Here is a 24,837-nt window from a genome sequence, read left to right as displayed (position 1 = left end):
GGGTTTTGACTGAAATCGCGATATAAAAAGCGTACAATAAAGGCTCCACGCAAGTGGGGCCTTTTTAACAATACCTCCCAATCCCCCCAGTCTCTTTTGTCCGCTATCTATACTCAATGGATAACTGCCAAAACAGACTTAACACAGCCGGTTTGAGCTGTGCATCACAGGTCCCGGACGGGCCGAATCTGGAGATACCACCGCAATGTCAACTATTGGTCGCATTCACTCCTTTGAATCCTGTGGCACCGTCGATGGCCCAGGGATCCGCTTCATCACCTTCTTCCAGGGCTGCCTGATGCGCTGCCTGTACTGCCATAACCGCGATACCTGGGATACCCACGGCGGTACCGAAGTCACCGTCGAAAGCCTGATGAAAGAGGTTGTCACCTACCGTCACTTTATGAACGCATCCGGCGGCGGCGTGACCGCGTCCGGCGGTGAGGCTATCCTGCAGGCTGAATTCGTACGCGACTGGTTCCGCGCCTGCCACAAGGAGGGCATCCATACCTGCCTCGATACCAACGGCTTCGTTCGTCGCTACGATCCGGTGATTGACGAGCTGCTTGAAGTGACCGATCTGGTGATGCTTGACCTTAAGCAGATGAATGATGAAATCCACCAAAATCTGGTCGGCGTCTCTAACCACCGCACGCTGGAGTTTTGCCGCTATCTGGCGAACAAAAATATTAACGTCTGGATCCGCTACGTGGTGGTACCCGGCTGGTCAGATGATGATGATTCCGCGCACCGCCTCGGCGAGTTTACTCGCGATATGGGCAACGTCGAAAAGATCGAGCTGCTGCCGTATCACGAGCTGGGCAAGCATAAATGGGTGGCGATGGGTGAAGAGTACAAGCTTGACGGCGTGCATCCGCCGAAGAAAGAGACCATGGAGCGCGTAAAAGGCATTCTCGAGCAGTATGGTCATAAGGTGATGTACTAGCTGAAGCTTGCCTCTTCGCAAGAGCCCCGGATAACGACGCTGGAGGTCCTATCCGGGCCAGGCCTTTCTTCAGCGGCATCAGGACATAAAGTATTGCGACAGCTTGCTGGTCACGCTCTCAATTGAGAAAATACGTTTTTGATGCGCTTTACGGTACTCAGCGTAGCGCTCGTCCTGCTCCTCCAGCGCGCTAAGGATCCGATCGGCCACCATCATTGCCCCCGCAATCTCGGCAAACCCAGATTCCCCCTCCCCCTGTAAAGCCACGGCTGCCTGTAGATTCCAGTCAGAGAGGCGCGCCAGGGGCGCAAACGTACCGCGAGTCAGCGACAGTATTTTAATCCCCTGCTGCTTCGCCAGCGATAGCGCCTGCATCATATCCGCCGATGCCTGCTCGGTATGAATTACGATAATCCCGGTTTTTTGACTATCAGACGACATCGGCAGCGCCGCCGGGTAAGAGCGGTCGACAAAACTAGCGGCTTTCCCCATGTTGATTAAGTTCATCTGCAGAAATAGCGCCACCGGCACCGCCGTACCCACCGCATAAATTGCAATATTATTCAGTGAATTAAGCCAAATTGCCGCAGCCTGAAGTTCCTGAGCGTCAATGATGGCGTTGCTATCACGAATGCTTGCCAGCACGGGAGCTATCTCTTCATTACCGCCGTCCTCCGATCTCGTCGCCCCTTGCTCAATCGCCAACGCCGTTCTGAAATCAGAAAAGCCTTTAAAGCCAAACGCCCGGCAAAAACGCGTAATGCTGCCCTCGCTGGTATCGACGGAGTCGGCCAGTTCCGAAATGGTATGCCGCATCACAAAATCAGGATTTTCGGTGATAAAGCGGCCGACCTTTTCCAGTATCGGGCTAAGGCCTGCAGACTCATTTCTTATGTTTATCAATAAATTACTGTCTATATGGCTCATTTTTCGCCTTTATTGCTCAAAATGCAAACACAGTCACATCTTTCATCTCACATCGAGGATAATAATTATTATCTCACAAGACAAAATAAAAATAATTATTTTTACAAACAGGAGAACATCTAATGAAAGGTCTCATCGTCTGTCGTACCGGTATGGGCAGCTCTCTGATGCTCAAAATAAAAGCACAAAAAATCATCGATAAGCACCGCTGGGATGTCGAACTGGAACATGACGTACTTTCCGGCCTGAGGACCTGGCGAGATATCGATTTCGTTATCACTATGCGCGATCTCACCGATGAAGTCGAAGCCGCTGGGTTCAGGGCCATCGGGATAACCGATCTGATGAACAGCGAAGAGATGGAATCTGCGCTCATCAGCGTCATCCAGGGCAACTAAATTCTCCCGGAGGCAATATGGATTTCCTCAGATTTATTGTATTCGACATTCTGGGCGTTACCCCACTTTTAGTTGGTTTTATCGCATTAATTGGCTTGTTAATTCAACGCAAACCGATTGAAAAGGTGCTCTCCGGCACCTTCAAAACTATCGTCGGGTTTCTGGTTTTTGCCGGCGGCGCCGGGCTGGCGGTAACCTCGCTTGGCAACTTTCAGACGCTGTTCAGCGACGGGTTTGGTCTGAAAGGCGTGATGCCGCTGGCGGAAGCGCTCACCGGGCTGGCGCAGACTAAATTCGCGATGTGCGTGTCGCTGATTATGGTCATCGGCTTTGGCTGGAATCTGTTCTTTGCGCGCGTCACCCCGTTTAAGTACATCTTTCTCACCGGGCAGCATAATCTCTATCTCTCGGCCCTGCTCACCGTCACGCTGAAAGCGCTTGGCTATAGCGATATGACCACGATTATTGTCGGCTCAGTTCTGCTTGGCCTCGCCGCGTGCCTTTATCCGGCCATCGCCCAACCCTGGATGAGGAAAATCACCGGCAATGATGAAATCGCCATGGGGCACTACGTTACGCTGGCCTACGCGGCATCCGGATGGATCGGATCAAAAGTCGGCGATCCGAAACAGTCGACGGAGAAGTTGAATCTGCCCGGCTGGCTGGGGATCTTTAAAGATTATATTGTCTCCGTGTCGATCTCGGTCAGTATCTTCTACTACATCGCCGCTCTCGCGGCCGGAAAAGAGGCCGTAACGGCGGCGGCCGGCGGGATGCACTGGCTGGTTTACCCGCTGTTCCAGTCGCTGACGTTCACCGCTTCGCTGTACATCATTATTACCGGCGTACGCCTGCTGCTCTCCGAAATCGTCCCCGCGTTCCTCGGTATTTCGGAGAAATTCATTCCTAACGCCAAACCCGCGCTCGACTGTCCCGTGGTCTTCCCCTACGCGCCAACCGCTACGGTGCTGGGATTTATCTCTTCATTTATCGGCGGGCTGGTGGTGATGGGGTTCCTCGCGATCCTCGGTCAAACCGTCATTATCCCGGTTGCCATCCCCTATTTCTTTATCGGCGCCACCGCCGCGGTGTTTGGTAACGCGTCCGGCGGCTGGAAGGGCGCGATTGCCGGGAGCTTTATCACCGGGATCCTCATCGGCATCGGGCCGGCCCTGATCTACCCGATTATGGAGTCCGTTGGTCTGTCGGGAACCAGCTTCCCGGAAACGGATTTCGTCGCGCTTGGCCTGGTCGTGTACTACATCGGCAAAATGCTGCCATAGGAGGAAAAAACGTGAATATTGCAGAACTAAAGTCCCACGCGCTCGCTGCACGACGCGATATCGTTAGCATGATTTATGAATCAGGGATCGGCCATCCGGGCGGCGCCCTGTCAATCATCGATATTCTGACCTGGCTCTACTACGAGGAAGTGGACCTCAGTCGCTCCCCCCGTTCGCGCATCGTCATGAGTAAAGGCCATGCCGTCGCCGCCCAGTACGCCATGCTTTATCAGATGGGCAAGATTGAACGTCGGGAGTTCAGCACCTTCCGCCAGATCGATTCCCGCCTGCAGGGCCACCCCAGCATCAAGGCGCTACCCGACGTCGATGCCACCACCGGCCTGCTCGGCCAGGGTCTGTCGGTTGCCCTGGGGATGGCGGCAGCGAAAAAGCGCCGTAACGATCCCCATCGGGTATTTGCGATCCTCGGCGACGGCGAGATGCACGAAGGGCAAATCTGGGAAACCCTGCAGCAGGCCGCTCATATGAAAATGGACAACCTGGTCGCCATCGTCGATTACAACCGCTTCTCGTCACACGATCCGGTCAATGAGGTGGTCAACCTCGAGCCGCTGGCTGACAAAATCCGCTGTTTTGGCTGGCATGTGCTGGAGCTTCTTAACGGCAATGACATGCACCAGGTTGCCGATACCCTGATGCTATCCCGCCATCTAAAAGGCAAGCCGGTGGCCATTATTGCGCATACCACCAAAGGCTCCGGCGTTAGCTATATGGAAAATAACGGTGACTGGCACTCAAAAACTCCCACCCGGGAACAGTATCAGCAGGCAATGGAGGAGTTACAGTGATGAAAGCCCCACGCGATGAAATCGGTAACGCGCTGATCGCCCTGAAACAAAAGGGCTATCCCGTGGTTGCCATCGACAGCGACTTAGCCAGCTCAACCCGCACGGACCAGTTTCAGGCCCTCTATCCCGAGGCGTTTTTCGAAATGGGTATTGCGGAGGGCTCGGCAATGAGCTTCGCTACCGGCCAGGCGCTTGAGGGGTTCATGCCCTTCTACGTCAATTTTGCGATGTTTGTAACGGGCACCGCCTGGACCCAGCTGCGGCAGGCCTGCTATGCCAAAGCTAACGTCAAGCTGGTGGGTAGCCATCCCGGTATGGATGACGGACCGGACGGCGCCTCGCACCATGCGCTGGAAGATCTCGCTCTGACCCGCGTGCTGCCGGGATTGACGGTCCTGACGCCTGCGGATGCCGAAGAAATTGCGGAAGCCTTCGAACAGGCGGCCAATATTACGGGTCCGGTCTATATCCGCGTCGCCCGCGAGCCAATGCCGGTTCGCGATAAGAGCACGATTCCGCGGGTTACGGATATCGCGGCCATCGCCAGCAGCGGGAACGATTTTGCCATTCTCTTCGAGGGTACGGTGCTGGAGCAGGCCACCGATGGCTACGAGAAGCTGCTCGCCAGCGGTAAAAGAGGCAGGCTGATTCACGTGGCGCAGCTCAAACCCTTCAACCACAAGGCGTTCGCTGCGCTGGTTGCCGACTGTCCGCTCATCGCCACCCTTGAGAATCATAGCGTAAACGGGGGACTCGGCGGCCAGATTGCCGAAGCGATGGCGCAGGCGGCCCACCCGGCGCGTCTGATACGCCTGGGAACTCAGGATACCTTCACCGAATCCGGCAATAGCCGTCAGCTAAAAGAGAAATATGGCATCTCCGGCGAGGCGCTGTATCACGCACTGAGCTAAGACGTAGCACGGGCCGGCCGCGGCCGGCTCGTTATCTGAGGAATTGATATGGACGACACGCTTTTTGCCGCCTGCCAGTATGCGCAGCACGCTCTCGACTGGCGCAGCGCCGTTCGGCTCGCCTGTCAGCCTTTAGAGCGGCAGGGAAAGGTCACCGCGGAATACGCCCAGGCGATTATCAGCGCCACGGAACAGCACGGTCCCTGGTACATACTGAGCCCTGAATTTGCGCTACCGCACGCGCGACCGGAAGACGGGGTGTTAAGCCACAACAGCGCGCTTTCGCTGCTCTGTTGCGGGGAAGGAGTTGAGTTTCCCGGCTATTCCGCTATCCGGCTGATAGTCGTGCTGGCGGCAGCGGATAGCGAACAGCATATTCAAACGATCCAGCGACTGGTGTGCTGGTTAGATGAGGAGGACCGGCTGCAGCGGCTGGCTGCGATTGAGGAGCGCAGCCAGCTTACGGCGCTTGTCGCTTCTCAGCCATAGCCAGCAGAGGTATCCCGCCGGCTATGGCTTGAGAAAATCAGGCGTGAGCCACCGGCGTCGGGTGGTGCCCCGCTTTGCGCAGCAGCGTCAGCAGGTAAATAAACGAGACGCTCGCGATCATAATAAACAGCAAGTTATCGGAGAAATTCTGCATCAGCATCGCGGTAAGCGTTGGCCCAAGCAGGCTGCCGATGGTGTAGCTCATCAATAGCGCCTGGTTCATCGCCACCAGCTGATGGCGCTCAACTTTTTCGCATGCCCAGGCCATCGCTACCGGATACAGCGTAAAGCCGGAGGCACCAAGGATAAACAGCGCGGGCGCCATCGCGGCCTGGCTAAGCATGGCCAGACAGCCGAGAATAACGATAAACACCTGAACGCGCAGCACCAGCAGGCGGCCATAGCGATCCGCCAGGCGACCCACCGGCCACTGCCCGAGGATCCCGGCGCTCACCATCACCGCCATCCAGAAACCAATCCCGGCGTCGCTCACCCCCTGATGGTTCAGCCACAGCGGCATAAGCCCGTACAGCGAGCCGAGGACGATCCCGGAAATAATGCAGCCGTTAACGCCGTGGCGAGCCTGGCGAAGCCTGAGCATCGGCCAGATGCGGGCCGGCTCGTGCGGCTCGTCCGTCTGATTGACCACGCGCGTAAACAGCAGAGGAAGGATGGCGGCCAGCGCCAGACCGGTCACCCAGGGCAGGACGCTCATCAGATCCGTCGGCAGCTTGCTCACCATCAGCTGGCCCAGCACGGTACCGACATAGTAAACCATCATATACGCCGCCAGCAGGCGACCGCGGCTGCGGGTGGTCCCGCTGCACACCAGCGCGCTTTCCACCACCACCCAAATCATTGCGCAGCCTACGCCGGCGATAAAACGCCAGCTAAACCAGGTCCAGAAGCCAATGGTGACGCCAAGCCCAACGCAGCCGACGGCAAAAATCAGCGAGGCAAGATAGTAGCTACGGTTAAATCCCAGATGTTTAATGACCCATCCTGCCAGCAGGGTTCCGACCAGGTTACCGGTGAAATAGGATGAGCCAACCATCCCGACCTGCCAGGTAGGCATGTTTTCATGGGCGAGCCAAAGCGGGACGAGGGTATTTAAAACCGCTATCGCCAGCGTCAACAAAAGCAGGCCGCAGAGCAACATTTGCACCGGCCGGGTGTAGATGGACATGGATATAAACCGTGAGGAAGTTCGGATTTCGTGCGCATCATGCCACCGCTATAAACATTGTCAATCCACCTGAAATCAGGCAGGACGCGGTTTCTCGGGCAACGATTGAAGTTTTTTATCCATCGGCGAGGCGGCAGAATTATTCTTTATATTATTCCATTGTTTTTATTAATTTATTGGAATTAACGGGCGGGAATATCAGTTGAAATATTTCATGAAGAGAGCGCATTTTTTATCGCGCCGGAACCGCGAAGTTCCGGCGCGAATAGCGGCTTAGCTGGCGATCGCCATGCCCACCGTCATATGCAGACCGTAGAAGACCCCGCGGCCCACCATCTCCCCCACCAGCACCAGCACGAATGCCAGGCCCAGCAGCGGCAGCGCCGGCTGATATCCTTTAAGCATCGGCGCAACCCAGCACGCCAGAGCCAGCGCCAGGGCCGCAACGCGCCACGCCATCAGCGAACCGTAGTCCGGCACCAGCGCAGACGCCTGCTGGATTGAGCTGTGGATAGTCGACAGCTCGCTGCCCTGCATCAGCGCCACGGCCACGCTCGCCACCAGGGCCACCAGCGTTACGACGGGCAGCAGGCGCATCGCCCAGCCGTTCACGCCGGCCGCGCGCAGCAGCAGATAGCCCAGCAGCGGTCCGCCGATAAATAGCGTCAGGAAGAAGCTCAGCGGCGTCCAGACGCTATACCAGGTCGGGACCGTATCAATGGTGTTGTACACCCGAACCATCATCCAGACGAAGATGACGCCCAATACCATCGTGACGATCAGCCACGGGCTGCGCAGCCCGGCCGGCAGCTTCTTAACCGCCGCCAGCAGCCAGCCAATGCCGCCAACGGCGAAGAAGAGCGCTCCGCTGGCGATTTCATTACTCAGCGACGATGCTCCGATGCGGTTGAGCGAATTGAAGGCCCGCATCGGCGACCCCAGGTGCAGCGTCGAGGCGATAAACCCAATCCCCATCAGCACCCACAGGCCAAACATGCTCAGCACCACGCGCTGCTGCTGCTCATGCGACAGGCTGCCTTTCATAAGCGCCAGCGCCAGGACGATGAAGCCCCCCACTACGCACTGACCAAAGACCGTGAAGATCATCAGCGGCCATTCATGCCATCCACTTCCCATCTCACACCTCCTTCGGGTTGGCCAGATAGCCGGTTGTATCACCACACGGGCGACTGTTGGCGTTCGGTTTAATGACAATGCTGGGTTGCGTAAAATGCGCCGACGGCAGCGGCGCAACGGCGGCCAGCTTGCCGTGCTTCTGCCGCAGCTCTTCGATTGGGCCAAAGTCCAGCGCCCGCAGCGGGCAGGACTCAACGCAGATCGGTTTTTTACCAACGGCGACGCGTTCGTGGCAGCCGTCGCACTTGGTCATATGCCCTTTCGCCGCGTTGTACTGCGGCGCGCCGTACGGGCAGGCCATATGGCAATAGCGGCAGCCTATGCAGACGTCTTCATCCACCACCACAAAGCCATCGTCGCGCTTGTGCATGGCGCCGCTCGGACAGACCTTGGTACATGCCGGATCCTCGCAGTGGTTACAGGCGATAGAGAGGTAGTAGGCAAACACGTTCTGCTGCCAGACGCCGTTATCCTCCTGCCAGTCGCCGCCCGCGTACTCATAAATGCGGCGGAAGCTGACGTCCGGCGTCAGGTTCTTATAGTCTTTACAAGCCAGTTCGCAGGTTTTACAACCGGTGCAACGGGCGGAATCGATAAAAAATCCATATTGAGTTGTCATCGGTTATTCCTTACAGCTTTTCAACCTGGACGAGGTTGGTATGCGACGGATTTCCTTTCGCCAGCGGCGACGGGCGTTGGGTGGTGAGCACGTTAATACTCCCCGCCTGATCCACGCGGCCTGCGTCCGGGTTATACCAGGCGCCCTCACCCAGCGCGACGACGCCAGGCATCATACGCGGCGTCACTTTGGCTTCGATATGCACCTCACCGCGGGCGTTGAAAATACGAATTCGCTCGCCGTTGGCGATACCTCGCGCCTTAGCATCGAGCGGGTTAATCCACATCTCCTGGCGACAGGCCGCCTGCAGCACGTCTACGTTGCCGTAGGTCGAGTGCACGCGAGATTTATAGTGGAAGCCGGTCAGCTGCAGCGGGAACTTCTCGGTCAGCGGATCGTTATAGTTCTCAAAGCCGGGGGTATAAATCGGCAGCGGATCGATAACGTCCCCTTCGGGTAACTCCCAGGTGGCGGCAATTTTTGCCAGCTCCTGCGAATAGATTTCGATTTTTCCCGACGGCGTGGTCAGCGGGTTAGCCTGCGGATTTTCACGGAACGCCTTATAGGCAACGTGGTGGCCTTCCGGGTCACGCTGCTTATAGATCCCCTGCTTGCGGAAGGTCTCAAAGTCCGGGAGGTCGGGGATCGCTTTGCGGGAAAGCTCGTGCAGATAGCGCATCCAGCCTTCCTGGCTACGGCCTTCGGTAAACCGTTGCTCCACGCCCATGCGTTTTGCCAGCGCCGTCGTCATGTCATAAATCGTTTTGCATTCAAAGCGCGGCTTAATCGCCTCATCGGTGAAGATAACGTACGACATGTTGCCGCAGGAGGCATCCAGCGCGAAGTCCATCTGTTCGGAGGCGGTGCAGTCCGGCAGCAGGATATCGGCATATTTTGCCGACGAGGTCATATGGCAATCGATCACCACGATCATCTCGCACTTCCTGTCGTCCTGCAGAATTTCATGGGTGCGGTTGATATCAGAGTGCTGGTTAATCAGGCAGTTGCCCGCATAGTTCCAGATCATCTTGATCGGCACATCGAGCTTGTCTTTGCCGCGAACCCCGTCGCGGAGCGCCGTCATCTCCGGGCCACGCTCGATGGCGTCGGTCCACATAAACATGGAGATGCTGGTCTCAACCGGGTTTTCCAGCGTCGGCATACGCTCAAACGGCAGATCGTATGAGCCCTCGCGCGCGCCGCTGTTGCCGCCGTTAATGCCGACGTTGCCGGTGAGAATAGAGAGCATCGAGATCGCCCGGGTCGCAATTTCACCGTTAGCGTGGCGCTGCGGCCCCCAGCCCTGGCTGATATAGGCGGGCTTCGCGCTGGCAATCTCACGTGCCAGCTTCACGATGCGATCGACCGGAATGCCGGTAATGGTTGACGCCCACGCAGGCGTTTTGGCGATACCGTCGCTGCCCTGGCCCAGGATCCAGGCCTTATAGTGACCGTTTGCCGGCGCATCGGCAGGGAGCGTTTTCTCATCATAACCAACGCAGTATTTATCGAGGAACGGGGTATCGACCAGGTTTTCGGTAATCATCACCCACGCCAGCGCGGAGACCAGCGCCGCGTCGGTACCCGGTCGAATCGGGATCCACTCGTCCTCACGACCGGCCCCGGTATCCGTATAGCGGGGATCGACAATGATCATCCGCGCATTGGATTTTTGTCGCGCCTGCTCCAGATAGTAGGTCACCCCGCCGCCGCTCATCCGCGTTTCGCCCGGGTTATTGCCAAACAGAACCACCAGCTGGCTGTTTTCAATATCCGACGGGCTATTGCCGTCGGCCCAGCCGCCGTAGGTGTAGTTCAGCCCGGCGGCGATCTGCGCGGAGGAGTAGTCGCCGTAGTGATTAAGATAGCCCCCGCAGCAGTTCATCAGGCGAGCAATGAGCGTTTTTCCCGGCGGCCAGGAGCGGGTCATGGTTCCGCCCAGGGTTCCGGTACCGTAGTTCAGGTAGATAGATTCGTTGCCATAGTCTTTGATCAGGCGCTGCATATTGCCGGCAATGGTATCGAACGCCTCTTCCCAGCTGATGCGTTCAAATTTCCCCTCACCGCGTTTACCCACGCGCTTCATCGGGTACTTCAGGCGATCGGGATTGTAGACGCGACGACGCATCGAGCGCCCGCGCAGGCAGGCGCGCACCTGGTGCAGGCCGTCGTAGCTATCGTCACCGGTATTATCTGTTTCAACGTATTTAATTTCGCCATCAACGACATGCATGCGCAGCGGGCAGCGGCTACCGCAGTTAACGGTACAGGCGCTCCAGGTCACCGTTTCGCCTGCCGGTGACAGGGTATCTGCGGCATGGGCAATGCGCGTGAAGGGTAAAGTAAATGCGTTACTGGCCACTGCCAGACCGCCAATCGCCGTGGTTTTCATTAAACCACGCCGGCTTACTTCGGCAGCCAGTAAAGCATCGGGGGCTTTAATTTTCATGGGTACTCGCTTTGGTTGCTCACAATTTACTGATAACCGCTATATAGATTTATATATAGCGTAACTAGCTTATATTAGTTTTTTATGCTGCTTTAACACCAAGGGAGTATGGGGGTATTGAACGGACGGGTTATTGCCCGGCATCAAGAAGGAGATGAAAAAAAAGCGCCCGTAGGCGCTTTTGAGAAGGGGGTAGAAAAATCAGCCGATGAACTCAAGGCCGCGCATATACGGGCGCAGAATTTCCGGGATTTCAATACGGCCGTCAGCCTGCTGATAGTTTTCCATCAGCGCAACCAGGGTACGACCCACTGCCAGGCCAGAGCCGTTCAGCGTATGGACCAGGCGCGTTTTCTTATCAGACTTGCTGCGGCAGCGTGCCTGCATGCGGCGCGCCTGGAAATCCCAGACGTTCGAGCAGGACGAAATTTCGCGGTAGGTATTCTGCGCCGGCACCCACACTTCCAGATCGTAGGTTTTGCACGCGCTGAAGCCCATATCGCCGGTGCAGAGCGCCACTTTACGATATGGCAGACCCAGCAGCTGCAGAACTTTCTCCGCATGGCCGGTCATCTCTTCCAGCGCCGCCATGGAATCTTCCGGACGGACGATCTGCACCATCTCAACTTTGTCGAACTGGTGCATACGGATCAGACCGCGGGTATCACGACCGTAGGAGCCTGCTTCAGAACGGAAGCACGGCGTATGCGCGGTCATTTTGATCGGCAGATCGTCTTCATCGATGATCTCATCGCGAACCAGGTTAGTCAGCGGAACTTCGGCGGTCGGGATCAGCGCGTAGTTGCTGCTATCCGCCTCTTCTTCCAGCGGACGAGTATGGAACAGGTCGCCGGCAAATTTCGGCAGCTGGCCGGTGCCGTACAGCGTTTCCTGGTTTACCAGATACGGGACATAGTTTTCACTATAGCCGTGCTGTTCGGTATGCAGGTCCAGCATAAACTGCGACAGCGCGCGGTGCAGACGAGCCAGCTGGCCCTTCATGACCACAAAGCGCGAGCCGGTCAGCTTAACCGCCGCAGCGAAGTCCAGCCCGCCGTGCATTTCGCCCAGAGTCACGTGATCGCGCACGTCAAAATCGAACTCGCGCGGGGTTCCCCAGCGGCTCACTTCGACGTTGTCGTTTTCACTTTTGCCCAGCGGAACGTCATCATGCGGGACGTTCGGGATGGTCAGCGCGATGTCGCGGATCTCGGCCAGCAGCGCGTCCAGATCGGTTTTCGCCGCATCCAGCTGTTCGCCAAGCTTGTTCACTTCCAGGCGTAACGGCTCGATATCTTCCCCACGCGCTTTCGCCTGGCCAATGGATTTCGATCGGGAGTTACGCTCCGCCTGCAGATTTTCAGTTTCAACCTGCAGAACTTTACGACGCTCTTCCAGAGCGCGCAGTTTATCTACATCCAGCTTAAAGCCCCGGCGTGCCAGTTTTTCAGCGACTGCGTCTGGCTCGGTACGCAGCAGATTGGGATCGAGCATGCTTATCCTGTGCTTATCGAATTAATAAAATGAAAAGTGGCCGCAGAATACGACCACCGGAATATCTTGATAACCTTACCGCAACGCCTCTGTTAGCGGTAGCGTTTTGTGGGGCTATTTTGATCCTGTTCGGCAAGCCAGGCGAGCTTTTCGCCAATTTTTCCCTCAAGCCCTCGGTTTGTTGGCCGATAATAGCGAGTTTGCGCCATTTCCTGCGGGAAGTACTCCTCCCCGGCGGCATAAGCGTTGGGCTCATCGTGGGCGTAGCGATACTGCTGGCCATAGCCCATCTCTTTCATCAGCTTCGTCGGCGCGTTGCGCAGATGGACCGGCACGTCGTAGTCCGGACGTTCGCGGGCATCGGCCATCGCGGCCTTAAAGGCGCTGTAAACCGCGTTGCTCTTCGGCGCACAGGCGAGGTACACAATAGCCTGCGCAATCGCCCGCTCGCCTTCCGCAGGGCCGACTCGGGTAAAGCAGTCCCAGGCAGAGATAGCAACCTGCATGGCCCGAGGGTCGGCGTTGCCGACGTCTTCCGAGGCAATCGCCAGGCAGCGGCGGGCAACGTACAGCGGATCGCCGCCGGCGCTAATGATCCGCGCATACCAGTACAGCGCGGCGTCCGGCGCGCTGCCGCGCACGGACTTGTGCAGCGCCGAAATTAAATCGTAAAAGCGATCGCCCTTGTTATCAAAACGCGCGCTACGCTCGCCGGCAATTTCGGTCAACAGTTTGGCCTGCAGCACCCGCTGACCGGCGGCGTCGGTTTCGGCCATATCGGCCATCATCTCCAGCGTGTTGAGCGCACGGCGCGCATCGCCGTTTACCAGCTCGGCGATCGCCCGACGCGTGTCGTCAGGCAGCACAATATTCTGCCCGCCGTAGCCGCGGCCCGCATCGCTCATCGCCTGCGTGAGCACCTGCTCGATATCTTCCGTGGTGAGTGATTTCAGCAGATAAACGCGCGCTCTCGATAACAGCGCGGAGTTGAGTTCAAAAGAGGGATTTTCCGTCGTCGCGCCGATAAAGGTGATGGTGCCATCTTCGATATGCGGCAGAAACGCGTCCTGCTGGCTTTTATTGAAGCGGTGGACTTCGTCGACAAACAGGATGGTGCGCCGACCGGCGTTACGGTTCTGCCGGGCGCGTTCGATGGCTTCACGGATCTCCTTCACGCCGGAGGTCACGGCCGAAATACGCTCGACGTCGGCGCTGGCATAGCGAGCAATCACTTCCGCTAAGGTGGTTTTTCCGGTGCCCGGCGGGCCCCATAGAATCATCGAATGAAGATGCCCGGCCTCAATTGCCCGCGGCAAAGGTTTACCCGGTGCCAGCAGATGCTGCTGGCCGATGTACTGCGCTAAATTTTCTGGCCGCATACGGGCGGCCAGAGGTTGAAACGCATTGTCGGAAAAATCGAGCGACAGATTGCCCACATTCGCCTCTATTTACGTTGATCGTCCACCGTAACCCCTTGCGGCGGCGTGAAGGTAAACTTAGATGCGTCTATCGCACCGTTTTGCTGCGACTTCAGCTGGTAGCTGCTGCGCTGGTCGTCCTGCTCTACCGCGCTGAACTGATGGATGGTTCCATCACGCCCTACGTTAATGGTGAACTGCTTCAGGTTACCGCTGCCGCTTTTCGGCGTCAGGACAAAGTCATCGCCGTTTTGCTTAATATTATACTGCTGCCAGTCGTTAGACTGGTTACGCGCAATCAGCATAAACGGCGTGTTGCTGGTGGCGTCTTTCAGCCAGGTGACGGTCGCCTGCTCAACGAACGGGTTATAGAACCACAGCGTTTTGCCATCAGAGACCAGAATGCTTTCATCCGGCTGGGTCATGTGCCAGTTGAACAGATTCGGCCGCTTGACCCACAGATCGCCCTGTCCGTCCTGTACCGCGTTGCCGCTGCCATCGGTCACTTTCTGCGTGAAGCTGGCGTGGAAGCTGCTCACCTTATCCAGACGGCTTTTCAAATCGCCGGCGGCGTCAGCCCAAACCTGGCTGACAACAAATCCAGACAGTAATGCACAGGTGATTGCGAGTTTTTTCATTGTTATTCCTTAATGTCCGTCAATGTGCGTCGCTCCCTGCGCGGGAGCCTCTTCTGCCCCTAATGTAGGACCGCCTGGCGCGGCGGGACAGAAGAATAGGCTGATTTTGCTCTTATTTACCCAACTTTGCACTCACTCGAAGGGCGGCGGCGCCAGCACTTCGCGGTTGCCGTTATGGCCCTGCTCGCTGACGATGCCCTGCGCTTCCATCTGCTCAATGATGCGCGCGGCGCGGTTATAGCCGATACGGAACTGACGCTGAACCCCGGAGATAGAGGCTTTACGCTTCTCGGTCACGAAGTTGACCGCCTGGTCGAACAGCGGATCCAGCTCTTCTCCGCCGTCAAATCCGCCGCCGCCGCCTTCGCTTTCGCTATCGGAGGTGATGCCGTCGACATACTGCGGACGCCCGCGCGCTTTCCAGTCCTGGACTACCGCATGGACTTCCTGGTCACGCACAAATGCGCCGTGCACGCGCACCGGGATAGTGGAGTTCGGCCCGGAGTAAAGCATATCCCCCATCCCCAGCAGCGATTCGGCGCCGCTCTGGTCGAGAATGGTACGCGAGTCAATTTTACTCGACACGGTGAACGCAATACGCGTCGGGATGTTGGCCTTAATCAGGCCGGTGATCACATCAACCGACGGACGCTGGGTAGCCAGCACGAGGTGAATACCCGCCGCACGTGCTTTCTGCGCCAGACGAGCAATCAGCTCTTCCACTTTCTTACCCACGGTCATCATCAGGTCGGCGAATTCATCCACCAGCACCACGATGTAAGGCAGTTTTTCCAGCACCGGATGGACCGCATCCATGCTGTCGCCCGGCTTCCAGTACGGATCCGGAATTGGGCGCCCCATGCGCGCCGCCTCGGCAATCTTCTCGTTGTAGCCCGCCAGGTTACGCACGCCCAACGCTGACATCAGCTTGTAGCGGCGTTCCATCTCGTTCACGCTCCAGCGCAGAGCGTTGGCGGCGTCTTTCATGTCGGTAACCACTTCCGTCAGCAGGTGCGGGATCCCTTCATAGACCGACAGTTCGAGCATTTTGGGGTCGATCATAATGAAGCGCACGTCTTCCGGCTGCGCCTTGTAGAGCATGCTGAGGATCATGGCATTGACGCCGACCGATTTACCGGAGCCGGTGGTACCGGCTACCAGCAGGTGCGGCATTTTTGCCAGGTCGGCGACGACCGGATCGCCGGCGATATCCTTGCCCAGCACCACGGTCAGCGGCGACGGGTTATCGCGGAACTTGGTGTTATCCAGCACTTCGCGCAGGTAGACGGTCTGACGTTTCTTATTCGGCAGCTCCAGGCCAACGTACGGCTTGCCCGGGATAACCTCTACGACGCGCACGGCAACCGTGGAGAGCGAACGGGCCAGGTCGCGCGACAGGTTAGAAATACGCGCGGCCTTTACGCCCGGCGCAAGGTTCAGCTCAAAGCGGGTGATAACCGGGCCGGGCGAGTAGTTCACGACGTCCGCTTTAATACGGAAATCGGCAAGGCGAGCCTCCACCAGGCGCGCCATTTGCTCCAGCGCGAAGGTATCAACCGGCTCGACCTCGCTCGGCGGCGGCGTCAGCAGATCCAGAGACGGCAGCGGCGTTGTCGGCCGCGGCACCGGCTGGCTGTTGCCGTTGCGCATCAGGAGCGGGTGAATCAGGCTCTCCTGCTGCGGCGGCGCCGGCTGTTGGACCGGCGGCTGCATCGGGGCCTGAGGGGCCTGCTGCGGCTGGTAGCTCTGCGCCGCTGGCGCAGATTGTACCGGCTGCTGAGCCTGCGGCTGCTGCTGGTAAGCCGACTGCGGCGTCGGCTGCTGATAGTGCTGCACGGGCTGCGGCTGTACCTGCTGCGGCTGCTGTACCGGCTGATGCTGATGCTGCGCCGGCTGCTGGTATTGCGGTGCCGACGGCTGAACCTCCGGCATCGGCGTAAACAGCGGCTCGCTCGGGCCGTCGTCCACCAGCGTTTTCATCGGCGAGAAGTCATAATCAGCCGGAGAGAACGGGTTCGCCCCGCGCGGCTGCTCGCTGCTGTAGCGCTGCTGCTGGGTGGCGGCAAACTGGCGAGCCAGCTCGGCTTCAGCGGCTGAATCGTCATCTCCGCCGTCGTCAGCCTGGTAGACCTCACCGTAGCGCTGCTGCTGGGTGGCGGCAAACTGACGCGCCAGCTCGCCCTGCTCCAGCTCGTTAACTTCTTCATCGGTGAGCGGCTCATCGTCATAATTTTGATCAAGCTCCGCTTGGCGGGCGCGCTCTTCCGCGATGCGCTGAGAAGGCAGCTTAATGCCATACGATGCCAGCTCACGGCGCGTCGGTACGCGGACGTGGTTAGGACGCGGCAGCTTCGGACCAATGCCCTCTTTGACCTGCACGCGCGGCCCGCCCGCGGCCGGACTGAACAGCGGCGCGGCGGATGACGCAGCGGAGACCACCGAGGCGGCGGTTGCACCAGCGCCCGCAGCCTGATGTACGCTGGCGGCAAGCGTAGTCACCGCAGCGGCATCAACAGAAGATGATGGCGGCGGCGAGATAGGCCTGGTCGCAACCGGACTCGCAGGCTCCGGAATCGGCTGATACCAGGCGGCAAGCTGTTCGCGCTCGCGCGCACGCTTCTCTTCAACCTCTTCGAAATAGTACATCGGCGGACGCTGCGGCTTAACCTCTTCCTGGGGAGCGTCTGGCTCAATAACAGGCGAGGCGGCATAAGGTTCAGGCTGATAAGCAGGCTGCTGTACCGGCGCCTGTTCAGGCTGATACGCCTGATGCGGCGGATACGTTGGCTCAGGGCGATAATGAGGCTGCTGCACCGGCGCCTGCTCAGGCTGATACGCCTGATACGCGGCTTCAGGCTGGTAGTGGGGCTGCTGTACCGGCGCCTGCTCAGGCTGATACGCCTGCTGCGGCTGATAAGCGGCCTCAGTCTGGTAGTGAAGCTGCTGTACCGGCGCCTGTTCAGGCTGATAAGCCTGCTGCGGCTGATACGCGGCTTCAGGTTGGTAGTGAGGCTGCTGTACCGGCGCCTGTTCAGGCTGATAAGCCTGCTGCGGCTGATACGCGGCTTCAGGCTGGTAGTAAGGCTGCTGTGCCGGCGCCTGCTCAGGCTGATAAGCCTGCTGCGGCTGATACGCGGCCTCAGGCTGGTAGTGGGGCTGCTGTACCGGCGCCTGTTCAGGCTGATAAACCTGTGCCTCTGGCTGCCAGCCGGCCGGCGGAGTCTGGCCGGCTACCGGCTCAGCCCACGCCTGCGGCGCCGCGGTGGCTGCCGCAGCCGCGCTCACCGGATCGGCAATGCTATGGCCGTTCAGCAGCGGATCGTAGGGGTCGAAGTCCCCCGGACGCGTTGCGCTGGCACCGGAGAATAAGACATCGTCCGCATCTGCCGGGCGCGCGGCGCTGGCGCCAGAAAACAGCACATCGTCTGCCGCAACCGGCGCGCCGTTGGCGCTGAACTGAACCTCTTCCTCGGCATCATCCATGCGCTTACCGGAAAACAGCGCGGCGTCGGTCTTGCGCCCCAGCGGATTGGAGAATTTTTCTGCCAGACGCTGGCGACGCGCTAAAGCGCTGCGTAAAATTCGCGCGCGACGCGAGCCCTGCGGTTTCGCCGTATCGTCGTCTTCGTCATCTTCATAGTCGTCCTCATCCACCCAGGTATCGTCCCGACGGGTACGGTTGCTGGCGAAGGTGAGGACGGACAGGATCGCGCCGCCGAGTTTTTCGGCAATGCTGACCCACGACCAGCCGGTAAACAGGGTTAAACCCGCCGCCCAGATGCAGAGCAGCGCGATAGTTCCACCGCTGCTGTGCAGCAGCGGTTGCAGAGTGGTGCTCAGCAGGCTGCCAATGACCCCGCCTGAGGCGAAATACCAAATATCATCGGCATTGATAGAGGCCAGGCCACAGGAGGTGAGGATCAGCGCCAGCGCGCCAATTAAGCGCAGCGAAACGGCGAAATAGTCGATGTACTCGTCGTTAGTTTGATTGCGCCAGGCAAACCAGCAGCCGCCGATGATAATCACGGGAATGGTGTAAGCCATTACGCCAAAAATGAAAAATAGCGTATCGGCAAGCCAGGCTCCCGGCGTGCCGCCGATGTTGTGGATAGGCTCGTGCCAGGCCGTTTGCGACCAGCTTGGATCCGAGGGATTAAAGCTGAGTAAGGCCGCCATCAGCCAGATAGCAAAAAGGGTGCAAAGGATAAGTAACGCCTCAAGGAGTCGGCGCCCGCTGCTTAGCTTCGTCAGTTTGACTTCTTTGTCTTCGGTGTATTCCTGGCTCAAAAAAGGCTCTCCAGGTATCAGGCTGTTTCCTGCCTGCTGCTAAAACGGACAACAGTGCCGGGTCTCCCCGGCACTGTTGCTGTATGGATTAACAGGAGTGTAATCAAACTACGTCGATTTTGCACCTGTTCCGTGTTAGCGCGTCTTAATTACCAGACGATTGCTCTGCTTGACCTCTTCCATTACCACGTAGGTACGGGTGTCGTTTACGCCCGGCAGGCGCAGCAGGGTTTCGCCCAGTAGTTTACGATACGCTGACATGTCCGGTACGCGAGTTTTCAACAGGTAGTCGAAATCGCCGGATACCAGATGACACTCTTGAATTTCTTCAAGTTTTTGCACAGCGGCGTTAAATTGCTCAAACACATCCGGCGCGCCACGATTCAGAGTAATCTCAACAAATACCAGAAGTGATGCATCCAGATAATGCGGGTTAAGCAGCGCCGTATAGCCCTGAATAAAACCCTGTCTTTCCAGTCGACGCACGCGCTCAAGGCAAGGCGTCGGAGAAAGTCCCACCCGTTTAGAAAGTTCGACGTTAGAGATACGTCCATCTTTTTGTAACTCGTTCAGAATGTTACGATCGATGCGGTCGAGATCTTTGCCAGGGCGCTTCTTGCTATCTACCATTATTATTGTCTCTCTGTATTCCTTCCCTACTCCTGTTCTGACTCTGAGCCTTCACTGCCAGAGCCCATCCTGTTCTTACCCGTACGACTTGAGTAACCCAGGGGTACGTGAGAAGCCCGTTGCCTGACGGCAGCCACCGACATCACGCATGGCGTCTGTCCACACCATGCGTAGATTTCGCTAACCCGGATAAAAATGGCATTTGCATGCATGAAAATTCGCCACACGCAAAACGCTGCTTTTCTTCTTCCATGAATGTTTTCGCAAAAGCACAGGGGATTGTCAAAGCAAAACATCGATTTTTAGTACAAGATGCCAGATATTCATTATCCCCCCCCGTTGATTCTCATGTTTTCCTCTTATAATTGTGCTGCTGACAGTAGAATTAGTTATATTCTCCGTTCGTTAAATCGCCAGCTCATCGGCGGGTGCTATTGCACATATCGTTAACAAAATCGCTATGCTCTTTTTTTACGACAACAAATTCCCTACAATCCAGCCCAATGTATGCCAATAAATTATGGGGTTCTCATGGGCACGGCCAAACACAGTAAGCTGCTAATTCTTGGTTCTGGACCTGCGGGATACACCGCTGCGGTCTATGCCGCACGTGCAAACCTGCATCCGGTGCTGATTACCGGGATGGAAAAAGGGGGTCAGCTGACCACCACCACGGAAGTGGAAAACTGGCCTGGGGATCCGAACGATCTGACCGGGCCGCTGCTGATGGAACGTATGCACGAACATGCGGCCAAGTTCGAAACCGAAATTCTTTTCGATCATATCAACAGCGTCGATCTGCAGAACCGTCCGTTCCGCCTGGTCGGCGATAGCGGCGAATACACCTGCGACGCGCTGATTATCGCGACCGGCGCTTCCGCGCGCTATCTCGGCCTGCCGTCTGAAGAAGCTTTCAAGGGCCGCGGCGTTTCCGCCTGCGCCACCTGCGACGGTTTCTTCTACCGTAACCAGAAGGTCGCGGTTATCGGCGGCGGCAACACCGCGGTTGAAGAAGCGCTGTATCTCTCTAACATCGCGTCTGAAGTGCACCTGATCCACCGTCGCGACTCCTTCCGCGCGGAAAAAATTCTCATCAAGCGCCTGATGGACAAAGTGGAAAGCGGCAACATCGTGCTGCATACCCACCGCACCCTGGAAGAAGTGACCGGCGACCAGATGGGCGTCAGCGGCCTGCGCCTGCGCGATACGCAGAATGCGGACAACGTTGAATCGCTGGAAGTCGCGGGCCTGTTTGTCGCTATCGGCCACAGCCCGAACACGGCGATTTTTGCCGGGCAGCTGGAGCTGGAAAACGGCTATATCAAGGTTCAGTCCGGCATTCACGGCAACGCGACCCAAACCAGCGTTGCTGGCGTCTTCGCCGCCGGCGACGTGATGGACCATATCTACCGTCAGGCTATTACCTCTGCCGGCACCGGCTGCATGGCCGCGCTGGACGCCGAGCGCTATCTCGACGGCCTGGCTGACGCTTGCAAATAATCTTTACAAGTCAGTAACAAAGGTAAAGAAGGCGACGAAAAGTCGCCTTTATTTTTTCCTCGTTGTAACATTGCCGTGCCCAAAAACCTATAACTCCACCTGCTAAGTGCGCAATGAATAAAACCCGTCAACAAGAGTTAACCCGCTGGTTAAAAGAACAGAGCATTCTCTCCCGTCGCTGGTTGATGATTTCCCGCGCGCTGGGCGTCATTAGCGGGCTACTGATCGTCGCTCAGGCCTGGCTGCTGGCGCGGATCCTTCACCGCATGATCATGGAGAATATTCCGGCGACGGCGCTGGTGCTGCCGTTTACCGTGCTGGTGCTGATTTTCGTCCTTCGCGCGTGGGTGGTATGGCTGCGCGAGCGGGTAGGATTTTATGCCGGGCAGCATATCCGCTATGAGATCCGTCGCCAGGTGCTCGACCGCCTGCAGGAGGCCGGTCCGGCGTGGATCCAGGGCAAGCCTGCGGGCAGCTGGGCTACGCTTATCCTCGAGCAAATCGACGATATGCACGATTACTATGCGCGCTATCTGCCGCAGATGACGCTGGCCGCGTGCGTCCCGCTGCTCATCGTTATCACTATTTTCCCGATTAACTGGGCGGCAGCGCTGATCCTTCTCGGTACCGCGCCGCTGATCCCGATGTTTATGGCGCTGGTCGGAATGGGTGCCGCGGATGCAAACCGCCGCAACTTCCAGGCGCTGGCGCGGCTGAGCGGCCACTTCCTCGACCGCCTGCGCGGCATGGAAACGCTGCGAATTTTCGATCGCGGCGCCGCGGAAACCGACAATATTCGCGAGGCTTCGCAGGATTTCCGCCAGCGCACGATGGACGTCCTGCGTCTGGCCTTCCTCTCCTCCGGGGTGCTGGAATTTTTCACTTCCCTCTCCATTGCGCTGGTGGCGGTCTATTTCGGTTTCTCCTACCTGGGCGAGCTGAACTTTGGCCATTACGGCGCAGGCGTTACCCTGATGGCCGGCTTTTTGACCCTGATCCTCGCGCCGGAGTTTTTCCAGCCCCTGCGCGATCTGGGGACCTTCTACCACGCTAAGGCGCAGGCTATCGGCGCGGCGGACAGCCTGAAAACCTTTATGGAAACGCCGCTGGCGCAGGCCGAGCGCGGCGAGAAGGTGCTTAGCGACAACGAGCTGGTGAGTCTTGAAGCGCGCGATCTGCGGATCAAATCACCGGAAGGCAAGGTGCTGGCAGGGCCGCTGAACTTCTCCCTGCCCGCCGGTAAGCGGGTGGTGCTGGTTGGGCAAAGCGGCTCCGGCAAAAGCTCGCTGCTGAATACGCTGGCGGGCTTTCTGCCCTATGACGGTTCGCTGATGGTCAACGGCGTTGAGCTGCGCGATCTTGATAGCCAGCGCTGGCATCGGATGCTGAGCTGGGTTGGACAAAACCCGCAGCTGCCGGCGGCTACGCTGCGTGAAAACGTGCTTCTGGCGTGGCCTGAAGCGACCGAAGCGCAGCTTCAGCTGGCGCTGGATAAGGCCTGGGTCAGCGAATTTGTCTCGCAGCTGCCGCAGGGCATTAATACGCCGGTGGGCGATCAGGCGGCCCGCATATCGGTTGGCCAGGCGCAGCGTATCGCCGTCGCGCGCGCGCTGCTGGTTCCCTGCCGGCTACTGCTGCTCGATGAGCCTGGCGCCAGCCTCGACGCCCACAGCGAGCAGCGGGTGATGCAGGCCCTGTCAAACGCCTCTTCGCAGCAAACCACGCTGATGGTCACCCACCAGCTCGAAGGTATAGCCGGCTGGGACGCTATCTGGGTGATGCAAAACGGACAGATTGTCGAACAGGGCGAGTATTCACAGCTTGCCGCCGCCGAAGGGCCCTTCGCGACCCTGCTGGCCCATCGTCAGGAGGAGATTTAAATGCGCGCATTATTACCTTACCTGGCGTTGTACAAGCGGCACATATGGCTGCTGATGCTCGGCGTGGTGCTGGCGATCGTCACCCTGCTGGCGAGCATCGGGCTGCTGACGCTGTCGGGCTGGTTCCTCTCGGCGTCGGCCGTTGTCGGCGTTGCCGGTATCTACAGCTTTAACTACATGCTGCCCGCCGCCGGCGTGCGCGGCGCGGCGATAATTCGTACCGCCGGGCGCTACTTTGAACGCCTGGTGAGCCACGACGCGACTTTCCGCGTCCTCCAGCATCTGCGCGTTTTCACGTTCAGCAAGCTACTACCGCTCTCCCCTGCCGGGCTGGCGCGTTTTCGCCAGGGCGAGCTGCTTAACCGCATCGTTGCCGACGTCGATACCCTGGATCACCTCTATCTGCGGGTTATCTCGCCGCTGGTGGGAGCGCTGGTGGTCATTCTGGTGGTCACCGCCGGCCTGAGTATTCTGGACGTCACCCTGGCCCTGACGCTGGGCGGCATCATGCTGCTGACCGTGCTGATACTGCCACCGCTGTTTTATCGGGCCGGTAAACCGGCCGGCGAGTGCATAACCCAAATGCGCGGCCAGTACCGCCAGCAGCTGACTGCCTGGCTGCAGGGACAGGCGGAGCTGATGCTGTTTAACGCCAGCGATCGCTACCGCGAGCAGCTGGAGAAAACCGAACAGCGCTGGCAGGATGCCCAGCGACGTCAGGCCGAACTCACGGCGCTTTCCCAGGCGCTGATGCTGCTGATTGGCGGCGTTGCGGTGATTGCGATGCTGTGGCTGACCTCTGCCGGCGTGGGCGGCAATAGCCAGCCGGGCGCGCTGATCGCGCTCTTTGTTTTCTGCGCCCTGGCGGCGTTTGAGGCGCTGGCGCCGGTCACCGGCGCGTTCCAGCACCTCGGGCAGGTCATCGCCTCCGCGCGGCGGATTACGCAAATCACCGAGCAGCCGCCGGAAGTCTCCTTTGCGCAGAGCGCGGACCAGACCTTCTCACGCGTGGCGCTGACGCTGAATCAGGTCACCTTTAGCTATCCGCAGCAGCCCACCGCGGCGCTGGAGAATCTCTCGCTACAGGTTGCTGCCGGCGATCACATCGCTATTCTCGGACGCACCGGCTGCGGGAAATCGACCCTGCTGCAGCTGCTTACCCGCGCCTGGGATCCGGCCCAGGGCGAGATTTTACTCAACGACCAGCCGCTTGCGCAGCTCAACGAGACGACCCTGCGCCGGGCAATGAGCGTGGTTCCTCAGCGCGTGCATCTGTTTAGCGCAACGCTGCGCGACAACCTGCTGCTGGCGGCGCCCCAGGCGAGCGATGCGCACCTGGTCAACATCCTCGAGCGGGTTGGGCTCGGCAAGCTACTCGACGACAGCGGCCTCAACGGCTGGCTGGGAGAAGGCGGTCGCCAGCTTTCCGGCGGCGAGCTGCGCCGGTTAGCCATTGCCCGCGCCCTGCTTCATGACGCGCCGCTGATGCTGCTCGATGAGCCGACCGAAGGTCTGGACGCCACGACTGAAAGCCAAATCCTTGATTTACTGGCCGAAGTGATGAAAGAAAAAACCGTGCTGATGGTCACCCACCGCCTGCGCGGGCTGGCGCGTTTTAATCAGATAATTATCATGGACAACGGGAAGATTATTGAGCAAGGTAGTCACGCAGAACTGCTGGCTCAACAAGGGCGCTACTACCAGTTTAAGCAGCGCCTGTAGGTCAGTCGTTATCGGGCCATCGCCGCCGGGCATCCCGAATGATTTTGTGTATATACTCTATGAGTTTCAGGCACGCGCATACTGCGCTGACGCCTGAAAGACAGCGAATATACT

General features: G+C 58.3%; 19 protein-coding genes. 9 read left to right on the top strand and 10 right to left on the bottom strand.

Annotated elements, in window-relative coordinates; translation table 11 throughout:
* Window positions 1–205: 205 nt before the first annotated feature.
* Complete coding sequence (gene pflA, locus EDF75_RS03440) at window positions 206–946, top strand: pyruvate formate lyase 1-activating protein (protein WP_133597070.1); 741 nt, start codon at window positions 206–208, stop codon at window positions 944–946.
* A gap of 78 nt (window positions 947–1,024) precedes the next feature.
* Here the strand turns inward: pflA and EDF75_RS03435 are convergent, their stop codons facing one another.
* Window positions 1,025–1,873, bottom strand: a complete 849-nt coding sequence (locus tag EDF75_RS03435) for a MurR/RpiR family transcriptional regulator (protein WP_133597069.1) — start codon at window positions 1,871–1,873, stop codon at window positions 1,025–1,027.
* Window positions 1,874–1,995: 122 nt separating this feature from the next.
* Here EDF75_RS03435 and EDF75_RS03430 point away from each other — a divergent pair, with 122 nt between their 5' ends.
* From EDF75_RS03430 to EDF75_RS03410, 5 genes are read left to right on the top strand one after another with little or no spacing between them, the layout of a single operon-like run.
* Entirely contained in the window at window positions 1,996–2,271 is a 276-nt protein-coding gene (locus tag EDF75_RS03430; protein WP_045854646.1) for a PTS sugar transporter subunit IIB, read from the top strand.
* 17 nt (window positions 2,272–2,288) lie between these two features.
* Window positions 2,289–3,554, top strand: a complete 1,266-nt coding sequence (locus EDF75_RS03425; RefSeq protein WP_045854645.1) for a PTS ascorbate transporter subunit IIC — start codon at window positions 2,289–2,291, stop codon at window positions 3,552–3,554.
* Between the two features lie 11 nt (window positions 3,555–3,565).
* The gene (locus EDF75_RS03420) at window positions 3,566–4,363 is read left to right on the top strand and encodes a transketolase (protein ID WP_076945056.1); all 798 of its coding nucleotides are present in this window, start codon (window positions 3,566–3,568) and stop codon (window positions 4,361–4,363) included.
* Window positions 4,363–5,274 (top strand): transketolase family protein, encoded by a 912-nt coding sequence (locus EDF75_RS03415; RefSeq protein ID WP_123707182.1) that lies wholly within the window; start codon window positions 4,363–4,365, stop codon window positions 5,272–5,274. Before EDF75_RS03420 ends, EDF75_RS03415 begins: the two co-directional genes overlap by 1 nt.
* A 48-nt stretch (window positions 5,275–5,322) precedes the next feature.
* Window positions 5,323–5,763: a PTS sugar transporter subunit IIA gene (locus tag EDF75_RS03410; protein WP_133597067.1), complete on the top strand. Its 441-nt coding sequence runs from the start codon at window positions 5,323–5,325 to the stop codon at window positions 5,761–5,763.
* A gap of 37 nt (window positions 5,764–5,800) precedes the next feature.
* Here the strand turns inward: EDF75_RS03410 and EDF75_RS03405 are convergent, their stop codons facing one another.
* The 9 genes from EDF75_RS03405 to lrp all read right to left on the bottom strand — a co-directional run bounded on the left by EDF75_RS03405 (window position 5,801) and on the right by lrp (window position 19,621).
* Window positions 5,801–6,949 carry an MFS transporter gene (locus EDF75_RS03405; protein ID WP_045854642.1) on the bottom strand — a complete coding sequence of 383 codons (1,149 nt, stop codon included), beginning with the start codon at window positions 6,947–6,949 and terminating at the stop codon, window positions 5,801–5,803.
* Between the two features lie 273 nt (window positions 6,950–7,222).
* Window positions 7,223–8,086 (bottom strand): dimethyl sulfoxide reductase anchor subunit family protein, encoded by an 864-nt coding sequence (locus EDF75_RS03400; RefSeq protein WP_133597065.1) that lies wholly within the window; start codon window positions 8,084–8,086, stop codon window positions 7,223–7,225.
* Window position 8,087: 1 nt separating this feature from the next.
* A complete protein-coding gene (locus tag EDF75_RS03395) occupies window positions 8,088–8,705 on the bottom strand; it encodes a DMSO/selenate family reductase complex B subunit (RefSeq protein ID WP_041144785.1) in 618 nt (205 codons plus the stop codon).
* Window positions 8,706–8,715: 10 nt separating this feature from the next.
* Window positions 8,716–11,154 (bottom strand): dimethylsulfoxide reductase subunit A, encoded by a 2,439-nt coding sequence (gene dmsA, locus EDF75_RS03390; RefSeq protein WP_133597063.1) that lies wholly within the window; start codon window positions 11,152–11,154, stop codon window positions 8,716–8,718.
* 201 nt (window positions 11,155–11,355) lie between these two features.
* On the bottom strand, window positions 11,356–12,648 hold the full coding sequence (gene serS, locus EDF75_RS03385) for a serine--tRNA ligase (RefSeq protein WP_041144783.1): 1,293 nt from the start codon (window positions 12,646–12,648) through the stop codon (window positions 11,356–11,358).
* Between the two features lie 92 nt (window positions 12,649–12,740).
* A complete protein-coding gene (locus EDF75_RS03380; RefSeq protein ID WP_041144782.1) occupies window positions 12,741–14,084 on the bottom strand; it encodes a replication-associated recombination protein A in 1,344 nt (447 codons plus the stop codon).
* A gap of 8 nt (window positions 14,085–14,092) precedes the next feature.
* Complete coding sequence (lolA, locus tag EDF75_RS03375) at window positions 14,093–14,704, bottom strand: outer membrane lipoprotein periplasmic chaperone LolA (RefSeq protein ID WP_041144781.1); 612 nt, start codon at window positions 14,702–14,704, stop codon at window positions 14,093–14,095.
* Between the two features lie 132 nt (window positions 14,705–14,836).
* Window positions 14,837–18,991 carry a DNA translocase FtsK gene (ftsK, locus tag EDF75_RS03370; protein WP_133597061.1) on the bottom strand — a complete coding sequence of 1,385 codons (4,155 nt, stop codon included), beginning with the start codon at window positions 18,989–18,991 and terminating at the stop codon, window positions 14,837–14,839.
* Between the two features lie 135 nt (window positions 18,992–19,126).
* A complete protein-coding gene (gene lrp, locus EDF75_RS03365; protein ID WP_000228469.1) occupies window positions 19,127–19,621 on the bottom strand; it encodes a leucine-responsive transcriptional regulator Lrp in 495 nt (164 codons plus the stop codon).
* A gap of 531 nt (window positions 19,622–20,152) precedes the next feature.
* Here lrp and trxB point away from each other — a divergent pair.
* The 3 genes from trxB to cydC all read left to right on the top strand — a co-directional run bounded on the left by trxB (window position 20,153) and on the right by cydC (window position 24,723).
* Window positions 20,153–21,121 carry a thioredoxin-disulfide reductase gene (trxB, locus tag EDF75_RS03360; RefSeq protein WP_133597060.1) on the top strand — a complete coding sequence of 323 codons (969 nt, stop codon included), beginning with the start codon at window positions 20,153–20,155 and terminating at the stop codon, window positions 21,119–21,121.
* Between the two features lie 113 nt (window positions 21,122–21,234).
* Window positions 21,235–23,001 carry a heme ABC transporter permease/ATP-binding protein CydD gene (gene cydD, locus EDF75_RS03355; RefSeq protein WP_133597058.1) on the top strand — a complete coding sequence of 589 codons (1,767 nt, stop codon included), beginning with the start codon at window positions 21,235–21,237 and terminating at the stop codon, window positions 22,999–23,001.
* Window positions 23,002–24,723: a heme ABC transporter ATP-binding protein/permease CydC gene (gene cydC / locus EDF75_RS03350; RefSeq protein ID WP_133597056.1), complete on the top strand. Its 1,722-nt coding sequence runs from the start codon at window positions 23,002–23,004 to the stop codon at window positions 24,721–24,723.
* The last annotated feature ends 114 nt before the right edge of the window (window positions 24,724–24,837 follow it).

It is taken from the genome of Klebsiella sp. BIGb0149 (assembly GCF_004362605.1).
GTDB classification, from domain to species: domain Bacteria; phylum Pseudomonadota; class Gammaproteobacteria; order Enterobacterales; family Enterobacteriaceae; genus Klebsiella; species Klebsiella terrigena.
This window is presented reverse-complemented; position numbering and strand designations above follow the sequence as displayed.

What these genes read in the sequence shown, in the direction of transcription:
- EDF75_RS03415 (WP_123707182.1), top strand. Translation starts at nt 4,363, where the DNA reads ATGAAAGCCCCACGCGATGAAATCGGTAACGCGCTGATCGCCCTGAAA.
- EDF75_RS03425 (WP_045854645.1), top strand. Translation starts at nt 2,289, where the DNA reads ATGGATTTCCTCAGATTTATTGTATTCGACATTCTGGGCGTTACCCCA.
- EDF75_RS03430 (WP_045854646.1), top strand. Translation starts at nt 1,996, where the DNA reads ATGAAAGGTCTCATCGTCTGTCGTACCGGTATGGGCAGCTCTCTGATG.
- lolA (WP_041144781.1), bottom strand. Translation starts at nt 14,704, where the DNA reads ATGAAAAAACTCGCAATCACCTGTGCATTACTGTCTGGATTTGTTGTC.
- EDF75_RS03395 (WP_041144785.1), bottom strand. Translation starts at nt 8,705, where the DNA reads ATGACAACTCAATATGGATTTTTTATCGATTCCGCCCGTTGCACCGGT.
- cydC (WP_133597056.1), top strand. Translation starts at nt 23,002, where the DNA reads ATGCGCGCATTATTACCTTACCTGGCGTTGTACAAGCGGCACATATGG.
- pflA (WP_133597070.1), top strand. Translation starts at nt 206, where the DNA reads ATGTCAACTATTGGTCGCATTCACTCCTTTGAATCCTGTGGCACCGTC.
- lrp (WP_000228469.1), bottom strand. Translation starts at nt 19,621, where the DNA reads ATGGTAGATAGCAAGAAGCGCCCTGGCAAAGATCTCGACCGCATCGAT.
- EDF75_RS03435 (WP_133597069.1), bottom strand. Translation starts at nt 1,873, where the DNA reads ATGAGCCATATAGACAGTAATTTATTGATAAACATAAGAAATGAGTCT.
- EDF75_RS03410 (WP_133597067.1), top strand. Translation starts at nt 5,323, where the DNA reads ATGGACGACACGCTTTTTGCCGCCTGCCAGTATGCGCAGCACGCTCTC.
- EDF75_RS03400 (WP_133597065.1), bottom strand. Translation starts at nt 8,086, where the DNA reads ATGGGAAGTGGATGGCATGAATGGCCGCTGATGATCTTCACGGTCTTT.
- EDF75_RS03405 (WP_045854642.1), bottom strand. Translation starts at nt 6,949, where the DNA reads ATGTCCATCTACACCCGGCCGGTGCAAATGTTGCTCTGCGGCCTGCTT.
- cydD (WP_133597058.1), top strand. Translation starts at nt 21,235, where the DNA reads ATGAATAAAACCCGTCAACAAGAGTTAACCCGCTGGTTAAAAGAACAG.
- serS (WP_041144783.1), bottom strand. Translation starts at nt 12,648, where the DNA reads ATGCTCGATCCCAATCTGCTGCGTACCGAGCCAGACGCAGTCGCTGAA.
- dmsA (WP_133597063.1), bottom strand. Translation starts at nt 11,154, where the DNA reads ATGAAAATTAAAGCCCCCGATGCTTTACTGGCTGCCGAAGTAAGCCGG.
- trxB (WP_133597060.1), top strand. Translation starts at nt 20,153, where the DNA reads ATGGGCACGGCCAAACACAGTAAGCTGCTAATTCTTGGTTCTGGACCT.